The organism is Gimesia sp. (assembly GCF_040219335.1).
In the GTDB taxonomy this organism is placed as follows: domain Bacteria; phylum Planctomycetota; class Planctomycetia; order Planctomycetales; family Planctomycetaceae; genus Gimesia.
Genome location: NZ_JAVJSQ010000030.1, coordinates 1 through 18414 on the forward strand (window position 1 = coordinate 1; position 18414 = coordinate 18414).

Below are 18414 nucleotides of genomic sequence, written 5' to 3' on the forward strand. Positions count from 1 at the left end.
CGTGGAAAATGGAAAGCCCAAAATGGTGGCGCTGGTCGCTGCGATGCGAAAACTACTCATCATTATCAACACCATGGTAAAGGAAGGGAAAAAATGGGAGGCTAACGTGATAAATTTCTGATTTTTTAAGACAGTCGCTACATGGTCTGTTGAGTGCTGTTCGTATTTTCGAAAAGGGCAGTTGGGGGTCAAGACAAAATTTTGTCCTGATGTGGCCGGATTTTGTCCTGATCTGTCCCTGATTTTGTCCTCGTCTGACCGGTTTGTGTCCTGGTTTGCCCTGAACATGGAGGGGCGAACTTTGCGAACGGGTGTGCTCTGTTCCAGTAAACAGTCAGTGAAAAGCGACGCGGATTCAGCTGTTGTTTCAGCACTGGTGCAGGATGTTTTAGTGCAGATCACCTGTCTCGCGCGCGAGCCAGATGCGAAACAGGATACGTTTCGGCAGAAGCGATTCCAGTTCAATCTGTTCCCTTTCAGAGACAGAAGTGAACTGAAAAACGGGAAGTGGATGCGGAGGAAACGGATGAAGGATCCTCTGAAAGCGGATCAGGTGGGGTGCAATAAAAAAGGGGAACAGGTACGCGACCTGTTCCCCGATCGGAACTGGGGTTGGCTCCAAGCCAGCCCCCGCACACTTCCGTTACTCAGCGGTGAGTGCAGCCGTCTGTGGTGCAATCACCAGCTCGATGGGATTAGAAACCGCTTCGTCGCCCCGCACCACGATCATTGTGGCGTCTGCAGCATCGACGAGTGGCAGTTCCGGAACCTGAATCCGAACACCCAGATCGTACCAGCCGTAGATCTCAGCTTCGAAGTTCATTCCGTTCATCGAGATCAGCACTTTGCCGGGCTCTGGTCCCAGACCTTCACCTGCCAGGTTGATCAGGGCACCGCTCACGACGACGTCGGAATCAGACGAGAACAGGGCGGGATCGACGGGCAGAACATCAACACGCGGCATCACAGCACCGTTGTTTTCCTCGAAAGCTTCGGGGATTTCGCGGTGCGAATCGATCAGCACGTGCAGTTGTTCGAAGGGAACCTGGTTTCCTTCTGCATCAGTCGACATCATGCTGGCTTCAAAAGGCAGACGGATGTCGACAGACTGAATCTGACCAGCGGCGATGTTATCAACCCGCGTACCTGCTTCAGGGACACCTGCGACCGCATCATGAGTGTTGGAGGCCAGCAGCATGACATTGAAGGGAGCGTTGATATCGACGTCGCTGTTATTGCGGAACCAGACACGGTAGCGGGGACCGAGTTCCTGTTCCGGGTGACCGGAGTCAACAAAGCGGACAGCCAGCATCTGCAGGTCGAGACCCGCGTCAATCACGATGGGTTCCACGTCAACCCAGGTACCACAGGTGACGATGGGCAGCGGCTGCCAGACGGGGCAGTCATACCAGACCCAGGGACCACAGGGATCATAGATAATCGGACGACAGAGCAGTGGACGAGGATCGCAGATCGGGTGACACCAGTCCCACCAGCACCAGTCAACCCAGGCACTCCAGTGCGGGCTCCAGCAGTAGCTGGGGTAGAACCCGGAACCGGCGTAGAAGAAGCCGAAGTGAGTCTTGACGAAGGAATTGTTCATTTTGCCGAACAGGCTGCGGTTCCGCCATCCGCCGTGCTTGAGCAGATTCTGATTCAGTTTCAACTGACGGGCGACGTCACCTTTTTTGTGCAGTTCAAACTGTTTCTTGAGGTGCCAGTTCTTGTTCTGCTTGCTGTTAATCAACGCGTTCAGCTGACCGGCTTTCAGTTTCTTATCAAGGTTACCGTTGATCGGCTTGATGTTTTTGCCTTTGAAGAAATCTTTATCCAGGGGAACGCCGTTCTTACCCAGCCAGTTTTTCGAAGGACCTTTGGGACCGAACTTGTGGTCTTTTCCCTTGATCAGATCTTTGTGTTTGGAGAGATCGATGACACCAGGATATCTGGTTTTTCCCGAGTTCTTACCCGGCTTGCCGAGCAGGTCGTCACGAGAGATCCCTTTGACGGGAGGAACGCGATTTCCCTTACCGGGTTTGAAAACATCTCTGCCTGGTTTGAAGACATTGTTTTTACCGTTGAAGTCCGGTCGAGGACGAACCGTATTCTTCCCGGGCTTGGGAACAAACTTGCCATGGTCCGGTTTGCGATCGGGAATCTTCAGGCCGGGTACTCTGCGGTCTGGGATCTTTCGGTCCGGAATTTTGCGATCGGGAATTTTGATTTCAGGTCGTTTGCGATCCGGAACTTTAAAGTTGGGATTTTTGAAATCCGGTCGTTTGCGATCGGGAACGCGTGGTTTGAGATCTTTGGTGTTGAGATTCAGACCACTGCTCTTACCGAACTGCGGCATTTTGAAATCGGGCCGCGAAGATTTCGGTGCAACCTTGAAGGAGGGTCGGGATTTTTGTGACCCGCGATCGAAGGTTTTGGGTGTTGATTTGCCAGTGTTCTTTTTGAAATCGCGGATCACACGTTGCGACTGACTGCGTGATGAGGATTTGGGCTGACTGCTTTGTTTTTGACTTGAGCTTTTAAATCGACTTGAGGAACTCTGTGAACGAATGGAGCGACTGGAACCGCCTTTGTTACTGCGGCTGGAACTGCTGTTGTTGTCGCTGCGTCGGGATGACTTGTCGGCTGCGAAAGCCGGGGCACCACAGATGCCGCCTGCCAATGCCAGCGAAAGCAGGATTCGAAACGGCCGTCGTAAGCTACGTTTTTTTCTCTGGATCATCTTGACTCTCCCCCTTAAGGCTAAATCTTAAAAGCCCGCGTTGTGATGTGAACGACATGAGGGAAGAGCGTAAAATATGCCAATTATGACGATTTGACGTGGTGGCCTGACAAGCAAAGCCGCAAGCCATATCTATCAAGTAACTTATAACATTTTCCCAACAGGGAAAGCAGTCAAGGATTTTCTTGTAAATTCCACAAAGCGAACCGGAGCGCCATCAGAATGAGAGCACCCCAAAATCAAATTCGCGGCAACAGACCGGTTGAATCAGGAAGATATTGCCGAAGCCAGCGACTTGTCGTTCTGCGACTTCCGCCAGTCGTTCAGGCGACGGAGCAGAGCGTCGCGGGTCTGTTGATGAGCGGGGTCCTCGGAGAGGTCGTGCATCTCCAGCGGGTCGTTCTGAAGATCGAAGAGCTGGACCCGATCGAGGTGCGGATAGAGGATCAGCTTCCAGCGGTCGGTGCGGATCATGCGCTGGAAATCGCGGAAGTAGCCATAGATTTCCTCGTAGATCTCGTCCTGCTTCCCGGTGAGGACCGGCTTCAGACTTTTACCTTCGACCGTTTTGGGAATGGGGATGCCTGCGAGGTCACAGCTGGTGGGATAGAGATCGCGGAGATAGCACTGCGCGGCCGAGCGCTGATCGGCGGGGACGCCGGGGCCGACGATGATCATCGGGACGTTGATCGTGTGTTCGTACATATTTTGCTTGCCCCGCAGTCCGTGGCTGCCGACCGCCAGGCCGTGATCGCTGGAGTAAATCAGAATGGTATTGTCCCACTGCCCCGATTTTTTCAGGGATTCAACAATCCGTCCGACTTGCGAGTCCAGATGCGAAATCACCGAGTAATACAGGGAGAGATCGTTCTGCACGACCTTTCTGGTGCGAGGCCAGGGCAGCAGTTTTTCATCGCGGCCGTCGAAGTTGCCGTGATCAAAGGGATGCTCGGGCAGGAAGTTTTTGGGAACCGGCATTTCGTCGGGGTTGTAATATTGTTCGTAGCCGATGGGCATGAGCAGTGGATCGTGGGGGGCGGTGAAGCAGACGTGGAGGAAGTAGGGTTTGTTGTGTTTGCGTTCGATGAATTCGATGGCTGCGTCAGCAAAGTGCTCACTGATATTGGAGGTCAGCCCGACCCCTTTCTCCGGGAAAAAGTGACGCTCGTCATCCTGAAAGATCCAGCCGCGGTAGCCGGTTACCAGCAGACCGTTGCCATCGTAGGAGGGAACCGCCCAGCGACCGCCGCCGCCGGTAAACAGGCCCAGTGTCTCATCGTAGCCCCGGATCACCGGCTTGCCGTCATTGTGCCACTTCCCGACATACCAGGAGTTGTAGCCCGCTTTGTGCATGGTTTCGGACCAGGTGGGGAGATCGGATTTGATTGGCTTGCCGAAGTCCATCGAACCGTTATGGAATCCACCAACACCGGTGAGGATTTCCGCACGGCTGGGGGTACAGATTGGATTGGCACAGGTGGCCCGGGTGAAACTGGTTCCCTGTTTAACGAGTTGATCCAGGTTGGGAGTCTTGATGATCGGGTTTCCGAGGGCGGCGATGGTATCGGGACGCTGGTCGTCCGAGAGGAGCAGGATCACATTGGGTCGCCGGGGCGTTTCAGGCTGCGCATCAGCGGCGAACACGAGGGAGCAGGAGAGCGTAAACAGTGTTGTTAAACCAACTAAAATCGCAGATCGCATTCTCTTCCCCTCTCAGGCCCCCGGGTCGAGGAGCCGGTTTGAATTCGTCTTTCACTAAATCCGTATTACTGATAACTTTTGTGCCGGAAATACCTCAGAAAAAGCACATTCATTAGTTTTCTTTATCTATTCTGGACAATGTCGCCATGCAGGGCAAGCGTTATATCAGTTGGATGATCGGAATTGTGATTCTTGCCGGGACCGGCTGGTCATTTTTGAACAAGCAGCAGAACGAATCGTCGGAAAAGGTGGAAGACGTCAAACCTCCTGGAGCGGTCGCGGAACAGACAAAGCAACCGCCTGTTGAAGTCGCGCCGGTTTCACTGCGTGAGGAAAATGTAGAGGTGCTGGAGTTGAACCTGGCCGTCAATCAGCGTTTCCCGATGATCAAGACGGTGGAGCAGACGCTGTCGCAGGCCTCGGCAGCCGGGGTTGTGCAGAGTAAATCGAAACTGGAGCTGATTCTGGCGCTGACAGTGGAGGAGCTTCAGGAAGACGGTCGCAAGCGATTGCGCGTGCAGTATTCGGGTGTGAAATATTCACATGATATCGCCGGCGAGAAAGTCTCGTTCGATTCCAATCGCTCTTCGGGCCCTGCACCACCAGAGGTCCAGGCTTACCAGGGACTCGTGCAGAACGGGTTCTCCTTCTGGATTGGTCCGGATAACAAAATCATCGAGCTGGTCGGCTTTGATCAGTTTATGCAGCGCTGTCTGCAGAACACGCCGGTCAGTCAACGGGAAACCGTGCTGGCGAAGATCTCTGAGACATCGGGGGACGACGGCGTGGCCAACTTCATCGACGACAGTATTGGTCTGCTGCCTTATAACATCAACAAGGAGCATCAAGGGGGCGCGGTGCGTGTGGGTGAAAGCTGGACGAAAACCCGGCGCCTGACGCAGCCGATTCCGATGGTCCTGAAGACTGAGTACACGCTGCGGGAGCTCAACGACAACATCGCCCGGATCAATATCGCGGGAGACATCGCGGCTTCGAAGATCAGCAGCCCGATCAACCAGCATGGGAAATCGGTGCAGCTGTTTATCCGGGGCGGGAAATCGTTTGGCAGCTGTCTGATCGACCGCCAGACGGGGCTGCCGCTGGAATCCAAGATCGACCGCTTCCTGGAGACGACCGTCAAACTGGAAAACGGCAAGGAATTCGAACAGCAGAAACAGATCGTGACAACGATCCGAGCCTTTCCGCATCAGGAAGAACGCCCGCTGGGTCCCTCGGCGAAGATTACGCCGCGGAGTAATCCGAAGCCGGCTGCGAATTGATTGACGTATTTTTTGCTACCACGAAAATCACGAAAAGGGGCTGAACATGTTGTTATTTCTCTGCGCCGTGTTTTATCAGCAGTGCTTGTATTTTGGTTTTTGATTCGGAGTCGTCACTGAATTCCGAGGTCGCATAACTGAGGACCGACTCTCCGTCGCGATTCCGGGTATTGACTTCTGCCCCCGATTCAATCAGAAACTGGCACACAGGCAATTCTTCCGCCAGAACAGCGTAATGCAAAGGCGTTTCACCAACATCCGTTTTGGCATTGAGGTCCGCTCCTGCTTTGAGGGCAGCTCGAGCCCATTCCACATTCCCGGAAAATGCGGCACGATGCAGATCATTTACTCCTGGCTGATTCCAAAAGAGATAAAAGATGCGGTCGTCTTCTTTCAGTTCCTCCGCGCTCTTTTTCCAGTCCCGCTTGAGAACCTCTTCAATCTGCCCTCTTCCGATTTGCAGATAGATCTGCTTCAATTCCTCTGGGGGAATGTTTTGCGCATAGAGGTATTCTGTTTTTCCAAATTCACTACCATCTTCGGTATGGTGATCCAGACGAATGAATCCATCCACGTGCGTGAGAATGGTCCAGCCATCAGGATGCGTCAGATCAGCCGTCGCATGTTCCAGATCTGGTATGCTGAACTGTTCTTCGCCCAGTCCTTCCAGAGCATAGGTGACCGCCTGAATCAGCTCTTCATCACTGGTGACACTCGTAAAATCGCCATATCGCCCTTTGACAACTACCATTTCATCAGGAGATTCTTTCTGACTGCACCCCGGCATCCCCAGTTGCATGAGCATGATCCACGCCAGGAAAAGTCCAATACCGTTGAATGACCGCATTATTCCGCTCCGAAATCCAGAATCGTTTTGTCCGCCTGCTCTGAGCATCTTACGCTGAAGAGAGGGGATTGCAACTTCCGCTGGCGATTCTTTACTACGCCAACGGCGCTGGGCTGAATAACGGCCCCGGAGTGGAAAGCCTGCGAACTGCCTGTTCTTACGCAGCTGAACGCAGTGATTCGGGAGCTTCGTCTTCCTGTTCTGCGGCGAACTTCTGGCATTCCTGAATGACGTCTGCCACGAACTGTTTGGCTGACAGGTGCTCCTTGAAGTAGCTGGCGACTTTCTTCACGCGCGATGTGAAGTAATAAGGCCGCAGGTGATACTGCAGGGGAGTGGCGGCGTTGATGACCTGCATCGTTTCGCGGTAATTATCCGGATCGATGGTGAGTTCGGTTGAATCGCTGCAGGAGAAGAGCATCTGCAGGTTCGGATCTTCCTGAGTGCCGAACTGCTGCACCAGCTTGAAGCCACAGCTCTCGGCCAGCATTTTGAGGCTGGAGGGAGTGAAGTTATGAATGTGAGCGTAATGGAACATTTTGCTGCGACGGGCAAAGGGAGCCGCGATGTTCGGACATTCGACGTAGAACAGTCCGTCGTCGGAGAGCATGCCGCGAATGTATTCGAGGGCTTTGCGAGGCGAGTTAAAGTGCTCGATCACATGGACGAGCAGAATCAGCTCGTGGCTCTTGTCGCGGGGCTGCTCGAAGAGGTCGCCGCGGACGACGTTGGTCAGGAGTTGCTGCTGCGAATAATTCTGAAAACCTTCGCCTGGTTCAATTCCCCGCGAAGCATGTCCATTCAGTTCGAAGACTTTGACGGTACAGCCAATGCCTGCACCGACTTCGAAGACTTCCATATCGGGTTCGATGTGGGGCTGCAGCTGACTGAAAATTCGTTCGCCGTTATTCCAGGCTCGCATCACGCGACGATCGGAAGGCGTCATTTCGCCGTGGTAACTCTGGCGATACTCGGTGGCATAATAGCGGGCGAGCTCTTCGTCGCTGGGAATCTGACCATGGGCGACCAGGCCACAGGACTTGCAGATCACGCTTTCCAGAGGCTGGTTGTGTCGGTCCCGGGTTCCAATTTGTTCAAACTCGGTTCCTGCACAGAGATCGCATTGCTTTTGTCCCATTTGATTCACCACCGTTTTTCGCCTGTAATTCGAAGAATTCTACTGTCTGGGCCCCTTGAATTTCAGCGGAGCCGCAATAGAACGGGTCAGATTGGCGTGAACACTAATCAGAGAAGGAAATCAGGTCAAGATGAATCAATCCAAGGCGGTTTCCGCAGGGAAGTTAGTAAAATTCATCTCATCGTTACGATTGTGAGTGCGCATCGGACTTTCGCTGCTGCCAGACGGGGCAGTGTGTTGAGTTTCCGGGCTCAGACAGGTACTCTGGGAACCGCTGGCCAGCGGGCAAATCACGCCTCGGGCCATATTGAACCAGACCATCAAACATAAAGTATACAAAGAATCAGGATAGCTCATGTCTGAGGGTAAGATTAAAAAGCTGCTCGTTGCCAACCGAAGCGAAATTGCGATTCGAATCTTTCGCAGTACTCACGAACTGGGGATTCGCACGGTCGGCATCTATACCCACGAAGATCGTTACGCGCTGCATCGGACCAAGGCAGACGAAGCCTACCAGATTGGTAAGCCGGGGCATCCTGTGAAATCGTACCTGGATATCGACGCCATCATCACACTGGCGAAGCAGAAGAAAATCGACGCCATCCATCCCGGCTACGGTTTCCTCTCCGAAAACGCGGAATTCGCCCAGGCCTGTAAAGACGCCGGCATCATTTTCGTCGGCCCCCAGGTTGAGACTCTGAAATCGCTGGGAGACAAGATCTCGGCCCGTAAAATTGCGGAGCAGGCAGGTGTTCCCGTTCTCGGCGGTAGTGGTGAAGCGATTACCGATCCCGCAGAAGGACTCAAAACCGCTCAGAGCATCGGCTTCCCGATCATTCTGAAAGCAGCCCATGGCGGTGGTGGTCGTGGGATGCGTGTCGTACAGACTGAGAAAGAATTCGAAGCTGCCTATGAACAGGCCCGCAGTGAATCGCTGGCGGCCTTCGGCAGTCCCGATGTATTCGTCGAGAAGTTCATCTCCCGTGCCCGTCATATTGAAGTCCAGTTGCTCGGCGACAAACACGGCGGTCTGGTTCATCTTTACGAACGTGACTGTTCGGTACAGCGTCGTCACCAGAAGGTCGTGGAAATTGCCCCGGCTCCAAACCTGGATCCCTCGGTTCGCGAAGCCCTCTGTAATGCCGCCTTGAAAATTGGTCGGAGCGTAAATTACGAATCGGCAGGAACCGTCGAATTCCTGCTGGATGACGACACGAACCAGTTCTACTTCATCGAAGTGAATCCTCGTATCCAGGTCGAACATACGGTGACAGAACAGGTCACCGGTGTTGATATCGTCAAATCACAGATCCTGCTTGCCCAGGGCGCCCAGCTCTCAGATACCGGAATCGGCATTAACTCACAGGAAGAGATCAAGACTCACGGTTTTGCACTACAGTGCCGCGTGACAACCGAAGATCCCACGAACAAGTTCATGCCCGACTATGGACGCGTTGCACACTATCGCTCGGCCAGCGGTATGGGCGTCCGCCTCGATGCGGGTACCGCGTTCTCCGGGGCGATGGTCTTCCCTTACTACGACTCACTGCTGGTCAAGGTAACCACCTGGGCGCGGACCTTCAAAGATGCTTCTGCCCGCACGGAGCGCTGTCTGCAGGAATTCCGAATTCGTGGCGTGAAAACGAACATTCCGTTCTTGCTGAAACTGGTCACGCACCCAACCTTCATCAAAGGTGAGTGTATTACCCGGTTCATCGATGAGACGCCGGAACTGTTCAACTTCCCCAAACGTCATGACCGGGCAACCAAACTGTTGACCTACCTGGCAGAAACGATCGTGAACGGCAACTCGCTGGTCAAAGACCGTGCGAAAGCAAAGCGACGGATGCCGGCTCCTGTGCCCTCATATAACAAAAAGCAGATCGATCCACCGGAGGGCATGCGACAGAAGCTGCTCGAACTGGGAGCAGAGAAATTCAGCAAATGGATCCTGGATCAGAAACAGTTGCTACTGACGGACACATCCTTCCGCGATGCCCATCAGTCGCTGTACGCTACCCGTTTCCGTACACACGACATGCTGCAGATCGCGGAAGTTTACGCCCATAACTGCCCGCAGCTGTTCTCACTGGAAATGTGGGGGGGAGCAACCTTCGATACGTCGATGCGGTTCCTGAAAGAATCCCCCTGGCAGCGCCTGGCTGATATGCGGGAACGGGTGCCGAACATTCTGTTCCAGATGTTGATCCGTGCTTCGAGTGCCGTTGGATATACCAACTATCCGGACAACGTGGTCCGTGCATTTGTGAAAGAAGCTGCCGCTGCAGGCATCGATGTGTTCCGCGTGTTTGACGCGTTGAACTGGGTGCCCAACATGAAGGTGGCGATGGAAGAAGTGCAGAAGAGCGGCGCCATCTGTGAAGCCAGCATCTGTTACACCGGCGATATTCTGGATCCGTCCAAATCGAAATACGATCTGAAGTATTACGTGAAGATGGCCAAGGAACTGGAAAACATGGGTGCCCACATCCTGGCGATCAAAGATATGGCCGGTTTGTGCAAACCGTATGCAGCCGAACTGCTGGTGAAAACGTTGAAGCAGGAAATCGGCATTCCCATCCATTTCCACACCCACGATACGATTGGCGGACAGGCAGCATCCATTCTGAAAGCCGCCGAGGCGGGACTGGATATCGCCGACGGTGCAGTGCCGTCGATGTCCGGTGGAACATCTCAGCCCAACCTGACCACGGTGATTGAATCACAGCGATTTGCAGAACACCAGCCGCAGGTCGATGTCGAACACCTCGACGAAATCTCCGAGTACTGGCGTGCCGTCCGTGACTTCTATACGGCCTTTGAAAGCCCCGTGCTTCCGGCCGGTGCGAATCTTTACGACCACCAGATGCCCGGCGGTCAGTACACGAACCTGCTGCAACAGGCACAATCGCTGGGTCTGGGAGACCGCTGGTCTGAAGTCTGTCATGTCTATGCGGAAGTCAACCAGCTGCTGGGCGATATCGTGAAGGTGACTCCCACATCCAAGGCAGTCGGCGACATGGCACTGTTCCTCGTTGCCAACGATCTGACCTGTGATGATGTTGTTAATGGCGATCGCGATCTGGCATTCCCCGAATCGGTACTGGATCTCGTCAGTGGTCGCATGGGGCAGACCCCCGGAGGTTTCCCCGATGCCGTCCAGAAACGAATTCTTAGAGGAGAAGAACCTCTCACCGAACGTCCGGGCAGTATTTTACCTCCTGCCGATTTCGAAGACGCTGCAAAGACCGTGCAGGAGATGCTCAACCGCACGCCTAACGATCAGGAAGTTGTGTCTTACCTGCTGTACCCCAAAGTCTTCGAAGATTTCGCAGCTCATCAGAAAGCGTACTACGATACCAGTGGCCTGCCGACGTACGCGTTCTTTAACGGACTGGAACCGGAAGAGGAAATCGCCGTCGACATCGCTCCCGGTAAAACCCTCATCATCAAGTTCCTGGCTGTTGGTAAGCCACAGACCGATGGGTGTAGAACTGTCTTCTTCGAACTCAACGGTCAACCACGTGAAGTAGTGATCGTAGACAAAGCGTTGAAGCCGCAGGATGATTCCCGACGCAAAGCCGATCCATCTGATCAGAAGCAAATCGGTTCAGTGATGCCTGGTGTTGTGGTCTCATTGACCATCAAGGTCGGCAGCAAAGTCAAGGCCGGCGACCAGCTGCTGATGCTGGAAGCCATGAAGATGCAAACCAGCGTCATTTCTGAACAGGATGGGGTCGTCAAAGAGATTCTGATCGAGCCTGGTACTCAGGTGGAATCGGGAGACCTTCTGATCGTCCTGGAATAAATGACAGGAAACTCAACTCACCCCATTTTACCCAGACGAACCATAGTTTTAAATTTTGAGTTAAAGACACCAAAATCAGGATTCATTTTTTAATGATCCATTAGAGATAGTGAATCCGAGCTTCCTCATTCGCCGATAGATCAGATAACAGTACTTATTTGACCATTGTTATCCTGGTCTGAAATGAATTCCCAAAACAGCACATAAAGCGCGGTACACACGATCACCGGGCTTAAAGCAACTGGAGTAATCGGCGAATGACCGGAGCGCGTCAATCCATTCAACCTCCGCACTTTGTAATCTCGAGTGAAGGAGAAATCCTCGGCGAAGACACTCCTGAAAATCAGGAGATGGTTCGTCGAGTCGTCGCCTGCGTGAATGCCTGCGATGGCATTACGACCGAAGAGCTGGAGAACGGAATCATTTCCGATATGCGTAAGGTGATCGCTCAGACTGCTCCTCTGCTGCAGGAACGCAGCGAGATGACCGAACTGTTGCGGAGAGAAATTCGCGCTGAGATGAACGCTCGCAAGAACAAAAAGTAACGCCGCTTTTATCAGTTCGCTTAATTCGAACTGCGTCTGAAATAGCCGCTGATCCGGACTTTTACTTTCCCTTTGGATTGATGTCCTGGAGGCAGATTCAGACCGATCATCAGCACGCCATCATCTTTAGGCGTGAATTCAACCTTTTCTCCGATCTTGAAGGGCTTCCCCATTTTGGGTTTCCCTTTTTCCTGTGAGAGAACAACCCCCATCAACGCTCCTACGGGTATGCCGGAAGCCAGTTCTTTCATGGGATTTTTCTCAGGCAGCCCTTCGACGCCTGTCTTGATGTCTGTAATCAGATCATAGGTCCCTGTGGCCTGAATCCGAATTGATCTCCCCTTCGCAACCAGGCCGGCAGGACCACTCCAGTTACGAGCCGCATCGATCTCAAAGTCAGCAGAATTTGACGAGATCATTTTTTCATCGAGCTGATCGATCATCGCTTTCACGCCTGGGACATCTTTTTTAATGCTGAGAATCGACTCCAGCATCTCTTTGGATTTCTCATAATCGCCGGCATCAGAATATTTACGGGCGATTTCAGCAGACTGGCGAATAAACGAATCGCGGAGTTTATCAGCCTGGATATTGAGTTGTTTCACATTCCCTTTCTTGGAACTCCCCTGGGCCAGGACAGCTTGCGCTGGAAACGCGATTCCCATAAAGCCGATCAGAAACAGTACCTTTCGAAAGTTTTTTGATTTCAACACGATCTCAATCCCCTGCTCATATGATGTTTTGTCTGATACTCTCATTATGACTGACAGCAGTCAGGGTTCGCAATTCGTTTCTCGCCGGTACCGGGGCTCAAATTCCCGGGTAGTCCGGTTATCCGGGTGGCCACTGCAAGGAGCGACCTCCGAGTAGATGTAAATGGAGATGATCGACCGTCTGACCTCCGGCTTTACCAGTATTGACGATTGTACGATACCCTTCATCCAGCCCGAGCATTTCTGCCAGCTTTCCAACTGTCAGAAACAGGTGGCCAGCCAGTTCCATGTCTTCGGGCTCCAGGTGAGAAATCGATACGATCTCCTTCTTGGGGATCACCAGCACATGCACGGGCGCCTGTGGATTGACATCCTTGAACGCCAGACACAATTCATCTTCGTAGATAATGTCAGCCGGAATCTCCCGGTCGATAATTTTCTTGAAAATCGTTTTCTCGTCACTCATCTAACCTGCATCCTTCGTCTCGTATTCGACACTATTTTCAATTTCCTGGTGAATTCCAGCAAAACCGGTTCTGTTCCAGCAATTCATGCTGACAGACCTTCTCGGGCGCCTGAGTCTGATTATACCGAAACGGTATCTGCTGCACATCATCAGCCGGTCTGCGTTCAAAATCATTACATCATCGAGTCCCCCTGGCTGGGACACTTTTCTGATCTTAGCAATTCAGAACGCGCTTCCAATTTTCACATCAGGCGAATAACTGTTTGTAGACCCCGAACCCACCCGCCAGCAACAGACCGAGACAGGAGAGAAACAGCATCAGATCCCAGAGCCGCCCAGGCGTTAATCGCTGATCGATCCGGGTATATCGCAGATAGATGGCGGCGATCCCCAGCATTGGCAGCATGATGGCCTGCATGGTCCCCGCGATCAACACCAGCCTGACCGGATTAGCCCCGGTTAGAAATACTGCCAGGCAGAGCAGAGGCAGAATAAACGACATGCCCCTGATCCATTTCTGCAGTGCGCCCGGCTTACGTTCGTCATAGATCCCGAAGAAACGCAGCCCGTCGGAAAAGATACGTGCATTCGCGGCATTCGCCACCAGGAATGTCGAATAGAGAACGGCAATCGCTCCCGCGAGGAAGAGCCATTTGGCGTACGTCCCGAACACAGGCACATAGGCTTCCGCCAGCGTGCTCACCATCCGCATCCCGTCCGGATCCAGGCCTTCCTTGTGCAGAACAGCCACGCCCATCAGGTAAAACGCCAGTGTGGCAAAAGTGTAGATGCACATTGATGCAAAAGCATCGATCTTCATCACCCGCATCCAGCCTTTGGCGCGAAATACCCAGCCTTCATCCTCTGAATGGGGTCCGGTAAAGCGGGCGTAGCCTTTCTCCAGACACCAGTAAGGATAGGCAATCAGTTCGGTTGCTCCGACGCCAATAATTCCAAACGCTGCCAGCGCAGTAATCAGGGGATTCATGCCCCCTGTCGCTTCCGGAACTCCGAACGACAGCCCCTTCATGATTTCCTCGCCGGAAATGCTCCAGATCTCTGAAGTCTGCAGTGAAAAGACATTGCCAATCGTGATAAACGTAAACGAGACAACCAGAATTGTCGAAAGATGCTCGATCAGATTATAGCGACCGTAGAACAGCAGAAATGCGGTCATCACCGCGATCAATCCGGCCCAGATCTTATCGTCCCAGGTTTGCGGTTCCAGCAGGGATGTGCCCTGCTCATCGACCAGGGATTCCTGATTGCGAATCTTCTGCAGAATCATCTGCCCCGCTTCCTGCAGAGCTTCGATTCGCTGCTGCATCTTGGCGTGCCCCCGCAGGAATCGCTCCCGCTCCTCGGGAGACATGGCAGCCAGGGAGCTCTCTTCGCTGTTAAGTTCCTCTTCAATCTCGAGGTAGTGCACGAATTCCTTTTCGGACGGGTATTGAATCGCCTGGCGATAGTCGCCTTTGATCGGTAGCGTCAGTGCGAGAGCCTGCCCCACACCGCCCACAATCCCCCCCAGTTGTCCGATCGTACACAGACTCATGATCAGCCAGAACCAGAGAATCCAGTTGGGAGCCTGCTGATTCGGATTCCGCATGACTCCCAGTCGAGGGCCCGGCACATGGTTCAGGGCCTGGAGCGTGGTCTCGCCCCGGGAGATGGAATAGCGTCCCAGTTCGATCTGCACGAACACCTTAATCAGACAGCCGACGATAATCAGCCATAACAGAGCAATCCCGGCCTGGGCACCGGTTTTGGTGGTTGCGATCAACTCGCCGGAACCAACAATACTGCCAGCCACAATCAGGCCAGGTCCCAGGCGTCTGACGATCCCGCCAAAACTGGTCGGGGCGTTAATGGCTTCTTCTTTCTCGGAACCCACTGATGGATCGAGAGCGCTATTCTCCTGTTGAGATTCCATCGTACTCCTGCTTCACCTTTGTTATCGACAGTGGGGGATGATGTCGAAACAACTATTCAGAGCCGAAAGAATTCAGACGGTCACCACTCTGATCTGAATTATTTCAGTTGTTGTTCAGCGACCTCGATCGCTTTCAGCAACCCCTTTGCCTTGTTCAATGTTTCATAGTACTCCGTCTCGGGTACACTGTCGGCAACGATCCCGGCGCCGGCCTGAACGTAGGCCGTCGATCCCTGCATAACCAGCGTACGCAATGCAATACACGTATCCATATTTCCCGTAAAATCGAGATATCCGACGGCGCCAGCATACGGGCCCCGCCGATGTGGTTCAAATTCGTCGATGATTTCCATGGCTCGCACTTTGGGGGCACCAGAGACCGTGCCTGCGGGCAGCCCGGCACGCAATGCATCCAGGGCAGTCCGGCCTTCGGTCAGCGTACCGGTCACATTGGATGTGATGTGCATTACATGGCTGTAACGTTCCACCACCATCACATCCGACAGTTCCACCGAACCGAACTCACTTACCCGGCCGACATCATTCCGCGCCAGGTCAATCAGCATCACATGCTCAGCACGTTCTTTGGGGTCGGCCAGCAGTTCCTCGGCCAGCCGCTTGTCTTCCGCCTCGGTTTTCCCCCGTTTGCGGGTTCCCGCCAGGGGACGGATCGTTGTCAGACCGTCTTCAACACGCACCATGATCTCAGGTGAGCTGCCGACCAGATCAACCTCGGGAGTCTTGAGTAAAAACATGAACGGGCTCGGATTGACGACGCGCAGGCTGCGATAAATATCCAACGGCGTCGCCGAAGTCTCCAGTTTCAGGCGCTGACTCAAGACGACCTGAAAAATATCGCCGGCTACGATGTATTCCTTGCAGGCATCGACCGCCGCTTCAAATTTCTGCTGGGAAAAGTTGGACGACCACTGTAGATCAGGTTCCGCATGGGGATTCACACTGATGTCCGCCATCTTCAATACGGCAGGATCCCCGGTCTGGAAACGTTCGCAGGTCTGATCGATCTTCTCGCAGGCGGCCTGGTATGCGGCCTGCAGGTCAGACGCACTCATTCCGGGAGTAATATGGGCATGTGCCACCACCAACACGGTCTTATTGATCTGATCGAAGACCACCATATGGTCGTACAGCGCAAAGGACAAGTCCGGGAGCTGACGATCGTCTTCAGGTGCATCAGGCAGGTTTTCAGAATAACGCACGACATCATAGCCAGCATAACCGACGGCCCCTCCGCAAAAACGGGGAAGCCCCGGCAATTCGGGAGCCTGGTACTGATCGAGAATGGATTCCAGCTCCTGCAGTGGGTCAGCGACGGTCCGTTCTTCGGTCTCTCCCTGCTGCTGGATCACCATCCGCTGCTGGTAGGCATCGATGGTCAGAAAGGGGTTGGCCCCCAGGAAGCTGTAGCGGCTGATCTGCTCACCACCCACGACGCTTTCAAACAGAAATGAATACGGGCCCTTCTCCAGCAGCTGATACGCACTGACCGGCGTCAAAGTATCTCCGGTCAACTGGCGATACACGGGAACCAGGTTCGCCTGTGTGGAAAGCTGTTGAAAAGTATCAAAATCTGGAACGTATTTCATGGGCCTTCAGTTGCCGTCTCTATGGATGACCGGGCATCCCGTTTCTAAATGTGCGCTGCGGACTCTCTTATGAGTGTTTCTGATTACAGAGACAAGCTGTCGGAGGTCCCTGTTCTCAAAAATCCGCAAAATCTCGGTCGCTGTCTACAGGTTGGGGGTGGTGTACTCCCGGAGTTTCCCGTTTCAGTTTTGGAATCCACGGGAGTGCAATGGTATTCGGGACACGCATTGCATAGAATAAATCAGAGTAACCGTTCTTCAACGGCTTTCTGACAGAACTCGGTTGTATGACTTTGTTTTCCGGGGCTGAACCAGTATGGTATTCAGTCCCCGAGTCTACACCGTTTGGGGATGAAAGTCACGCGAGTTACCATGCGGGCCGGTAACCGGATTACAGGCCCGGGGTCTGACCTATTTAGTTCAATCAAGGAGAATCAGGGTGAATTTGGATGCATTCACTCGCACGAGTGGTGAATGGCTGAGAGGAATCGGCCCGGACTCCGATATTGTGATGTCCAGCAGAATTCGCCTGGCGAGAAACCTCGCACAGTTCCCCTTTATCAATCGCTGTACGGAATCTACTCTGGGAGAGATCGAGCAGCTGATGCGGCCGATCATTACCAACCTGCGCATGCAGGAAAAACTCTCCTATCTGAATGTGAACAAGCTCTCCAACCTGGATCGTCAGTTCATCGTCGAACGCCAGATGATCAGCCGTGAGCATGCCGAACGCTCTGGTCCCCGCGGTGTGGGACTGGATAATGAGGAAAACATCGGCATCATGGTCAATGAGGAAGACCACCTCCGCCTCCAGGTTTTACGAAGCGGATTTTCTCTCGACGAATGCTGGGACACCATCAATCGGATTGATGACCTGCTGGAATCCGAAGTCACCTACGCCTTCAGTGAAGAATTTGGTTACCTCACAGCGTGCCCCACCAACGTGGGTACCGGAATCCGTGTCAGTGTCATGCTGCACCTGCCGGCGCTGGTCATCACGAAAGAGATTCAGAAAGTCTTTCAGGCGCTGCAGAAGATCAATCTGGCCGTACGCGGACTGTATGGCGAAGGCAGCCAGGCCATGGGTGATTTTTATCAGATCTCCAACCAGGTCACTCTGGGGCAAACCGAGCATCAGCTGATCGACAGCATCAAGGAAGTCGTCCCCAATATCATCTCTTACGAACGGCGTGTCAGAAACTCGCTGCTCAAAGAAAACCGCCAGGGGCTGCACGATCAGGTTTCCCGTGCCTTCGGGATATTGAGTACCGCCCAGACCATCAGTTCCGAAGAGACCATGCACCTGCTCTCCAGCGTGCGCATGGGTGTCAATTTAGGATTGATCGAAAGTCTCCCCATTTCGGCCGTGAACGAGATGTTCATCTTCACACAGCCCGCTCACCTGCAGAAACTGCAGGGAGGAGAACTGGAGTCCAGCGAACGAAATGCGGCTCGCGCGAACTATCTCAGGCAACGTATCAGTGACGCCTCCAACTCAGACTGAGCCGACCCCTCTCGTCTGAATTCCACTATCTACTCGACACAGCCCTGCAGGCGGGTTAAGCTATCAGTTCTGGATTATATGTTATCCAGTTCATTTAAAATCAGGCTGCGCGATCCATATCCTGTTTTGATCTCC

At 53.4% G+C, this 18414-nt stretch carries 12 protein-coding genes and 1 pseudogene; 5 read left to right on the forward strand and 8 right to left on the reverse strand.

Annotated features, from left to right (window positions below; translation table 11 throughout):
• Positions 1-121 (forward strand): annotated as a pseudogene (locus tag RID21_RS30720) (IS110 family transposase); the annotation flags it as partial.
• Between the two features lie 522 nt (positions 122-643).
• Here RID21_RS30720 and RID21_RS24715 read toward each other — a convergent pair.
• Together RID21_RS24715 and RID21_RS24720 are read right to left on the reverse strand one after the other, a co-directional pair.
• On the reverse strand, positions 644-2737 hold the full coding sequence (locus RID21_RS24715) for a hypothetical protein (protein WP_350193578.1): 2094 nt from the start codon (positions 2735-2737) through the stop codon (positions 644-646).
• 267 nt (positions 2738-3004) lie between these two features.
• Positions 3005-4438, reverse strand: coding sequence for a sulfatase family protein (locus tag RID21_RS24720; protein ID WP_350193580.1), 1434 nt, complete (start codon positions 4436-4438; stop codon positions 3005-3007).
• A 146-nt stretch (positions 4439-4584) separates the two neighbouring features.
• Between RID21_RS24720 and RID21_RS24725 the strand changes: the two genes are divergently transcribed.
• Positions 4585-5718, forward strand: a complete 1134-nt coding sequence (locus tag RID21_RS24725; protein ID WP_350193582.1) for a DUF6263 family protein — start codon at positions 4585-4587, stop codon at positions 5716-5718.
• Between the two features lie 52 nt (positions 5719-5770).
• Here RID21_RS24725 and RID21_RS24730 read toward each other — a convergent pair whose 3' ends face one another.
• Both RID21_RS24730 and RID21_RS24735 read right to left on the reverse strand, forming a co-directional pair.
• Entirely contained in the window at positions 5771-6565 is a 795-nt protein-coding gene (locus RID21_RS24730; RefSeq protein WP_350193584.1) for an ankyrin repeat domain-containing protein, read from the reverse strand.
• Between the two features lie 157 nt (positions 6566-6722).
• A complete protein-coding gene (locus RID21_RS24735; RefSeq protein WP_350193586.1) occupies positions 6723-7703 on the reverse strand; it encodes a class I SAM-dependent methyltransferase in 981 nt (326 codons plus the stop codon).
• 355 nt (positions 7704-8058) lie between these two features.
• Between RID21_RS24735 and RID21_RS24740 the strand changes: the two genes are divergently transcribed.
• Together RID21_RS24740 and RID21_RS24745 are read left to right on the forward strand one after the other, a co-directional pair.
• The gene (locus RID21_RS24740; protein WP_350193588.1) at positions 8059-11511 is read left to right on the forward strand and encodes a pyruvate carboxylase; all 3453 of its coding nucleotides are present in this window, start codon (positions 8059-8061) and stop codon (positions 11509-11511) included.
• Between the two features lie 257 nt (positions 11512-11768).
• Positions 11769-12056, forward strand: a complete 288-nt coding sequence (locus RID21_RS24745) for a hypothetical protein (RefSeq protein ID WP_350193590.1) — start codon at positions 11769-11771, stop codon at positions 12054-12056.
• Positions 12057-12076: 20 nt separating this feature from the next.
• Here the strand turns inward: RID21_RS24745 and RID21_RS24750 are convergent, their stop codons facing one another.
• From RID21_RS24750 to trpE, 4 genes are all read right to left on the reverse strand, one after another.
• Entirely contained in the window at positions 12077-12769 is a 693-nt protein-coding gene (locus RID21_RS24750) for a hypothetical protein (RefSeq protein WP_350193592.1), read from the reverse strand.
• A gap of 118 nt (positions 12770-12887) precedes the next feature.
• The gene (locus tag RID21_RS24755) at positions 12888-13235 is read right to left on the reverse strand and encodes a histidine triad nucleotide-binding protein (protein ID WP_350193594.1); all 348 of its coding nucleotides are present in this window, start codon (positions 13233-13235) and stop codon (positions 12888-12890) included.
• A gap of 247 nt (positions 13236-13482) precedes the next feature.
• A complete protein-coding gene (locus RID21_RS24760; protein ID WP_350193596.1) occupies positions 13483-15168 on the reverse strand; it encodes an Nramp family divalent metal transporter in 1686 nt (561 codons plus the stop codon).
• 98 nt (positions 15169-15266) lie between these two features.
• Positions 15267-16775 (reverse strand): anthranilate synthase component I, encoded by a 1509-nt coding sequence (trpE, locus tag RID21_RS24765; protein ID WP_350193598.1) that lies wholly within the window; start codon positions 16773-16775, stop codon positions 15267-15269.
• 439 nt (positions 16776-17214) lie between these two features.
• Here trpE and RID21_RS24770 point away from each other — a divergent pair, with 439 nt between their 5' ends.
• Positions 17215-18279, forward strand: coding sequence for a protein arginine kinase (locus RID21_RS24770; RefSeq protein ID WP_350193600.1), 1065 nt, complete (start codon positions 17215-17217; stop codon positions 18277-18279).
• The last annotated feature ends 135 nt before the right edge of the window (positions 18280-18414 follow it).

What these genes read in the sequence shown, in the direction of transcription:
- RID21_RS24715 (WP_350193578.1), bottom strand. Translation starts at nt 2,737, where the DNA reads ATGATCCAGAGAAAAAAACGTAGCTTACGACGGCCGTTTCGAATCCTG.
- RID21_RS24720 (WP_350193580.1), bottom strand. Translation starts at nt 4,438, where the DNA reads ATGCGATCTGCGATTTTAGTTGGTTTAACAACACTGTTTACGCTCTCC.
- RID21_RS24730 (WP_350193584.1), bottom strand. Translation starts at nt 6,565, where the DNA reads ATGCGGTCATTCAACGGTATTGGACTTTTCCTGGCGTGGATCATGCTC.
- trpE (WP_350193598.1), bottom strand. Translation starts at nt 16,775, where the DNA reads ATGAAATACGTTCCAGATTTTGATACTTTTCAACAGCTTTCCACACAG.
- RID21_RS24760 (WP_350193596.1), bottom strand. Translation starts at nt 15,168, where the DNA reads ATGGAATCTCAACAGGAGAATAGCGCTCTCGATCCATCAGTGGGTTCC.
- RID21_RS24745 (WP_350193590.1), top strand. Translation starts at nt 11,769, where the DNA reads ATGACCGGAGCGCGTCAATCCATTCAACCTCCGCACTTTGTAATCTCG.
- RID21_RS24725 (WP_350193582.1), top strand. Translation starts at nt 4,585, where the DNA reads ATGCAGGGCAAGCGTTATATCAGTTGGATGATCGGAATTGTGATTCTT.
- RID21_RS24740 (WP_350193588.1), top strand. Translation starts at nt 8,059, where the DNA reads ATGTCTGAGGGTAAGATTAAAAAGCTGCTCGTTGCCAACCGAAGCGAA.
- RID21_RS24735 (WP_350193586.1), bottom strand. Translation starts at nt 7,703, where the DNA reads ATGGGACAAAAGCAATGCGATCTCTGTGCAGGAACCGAGTTTGAACAA.
- RID21_RS24755 (WP_350193594.1), bottom strand. Translation starts at nt 13,235, where the DNA reads ATGAGTGACGAGAAAACGATTTTCAAGAAAATTATCGACCGGGAGATT.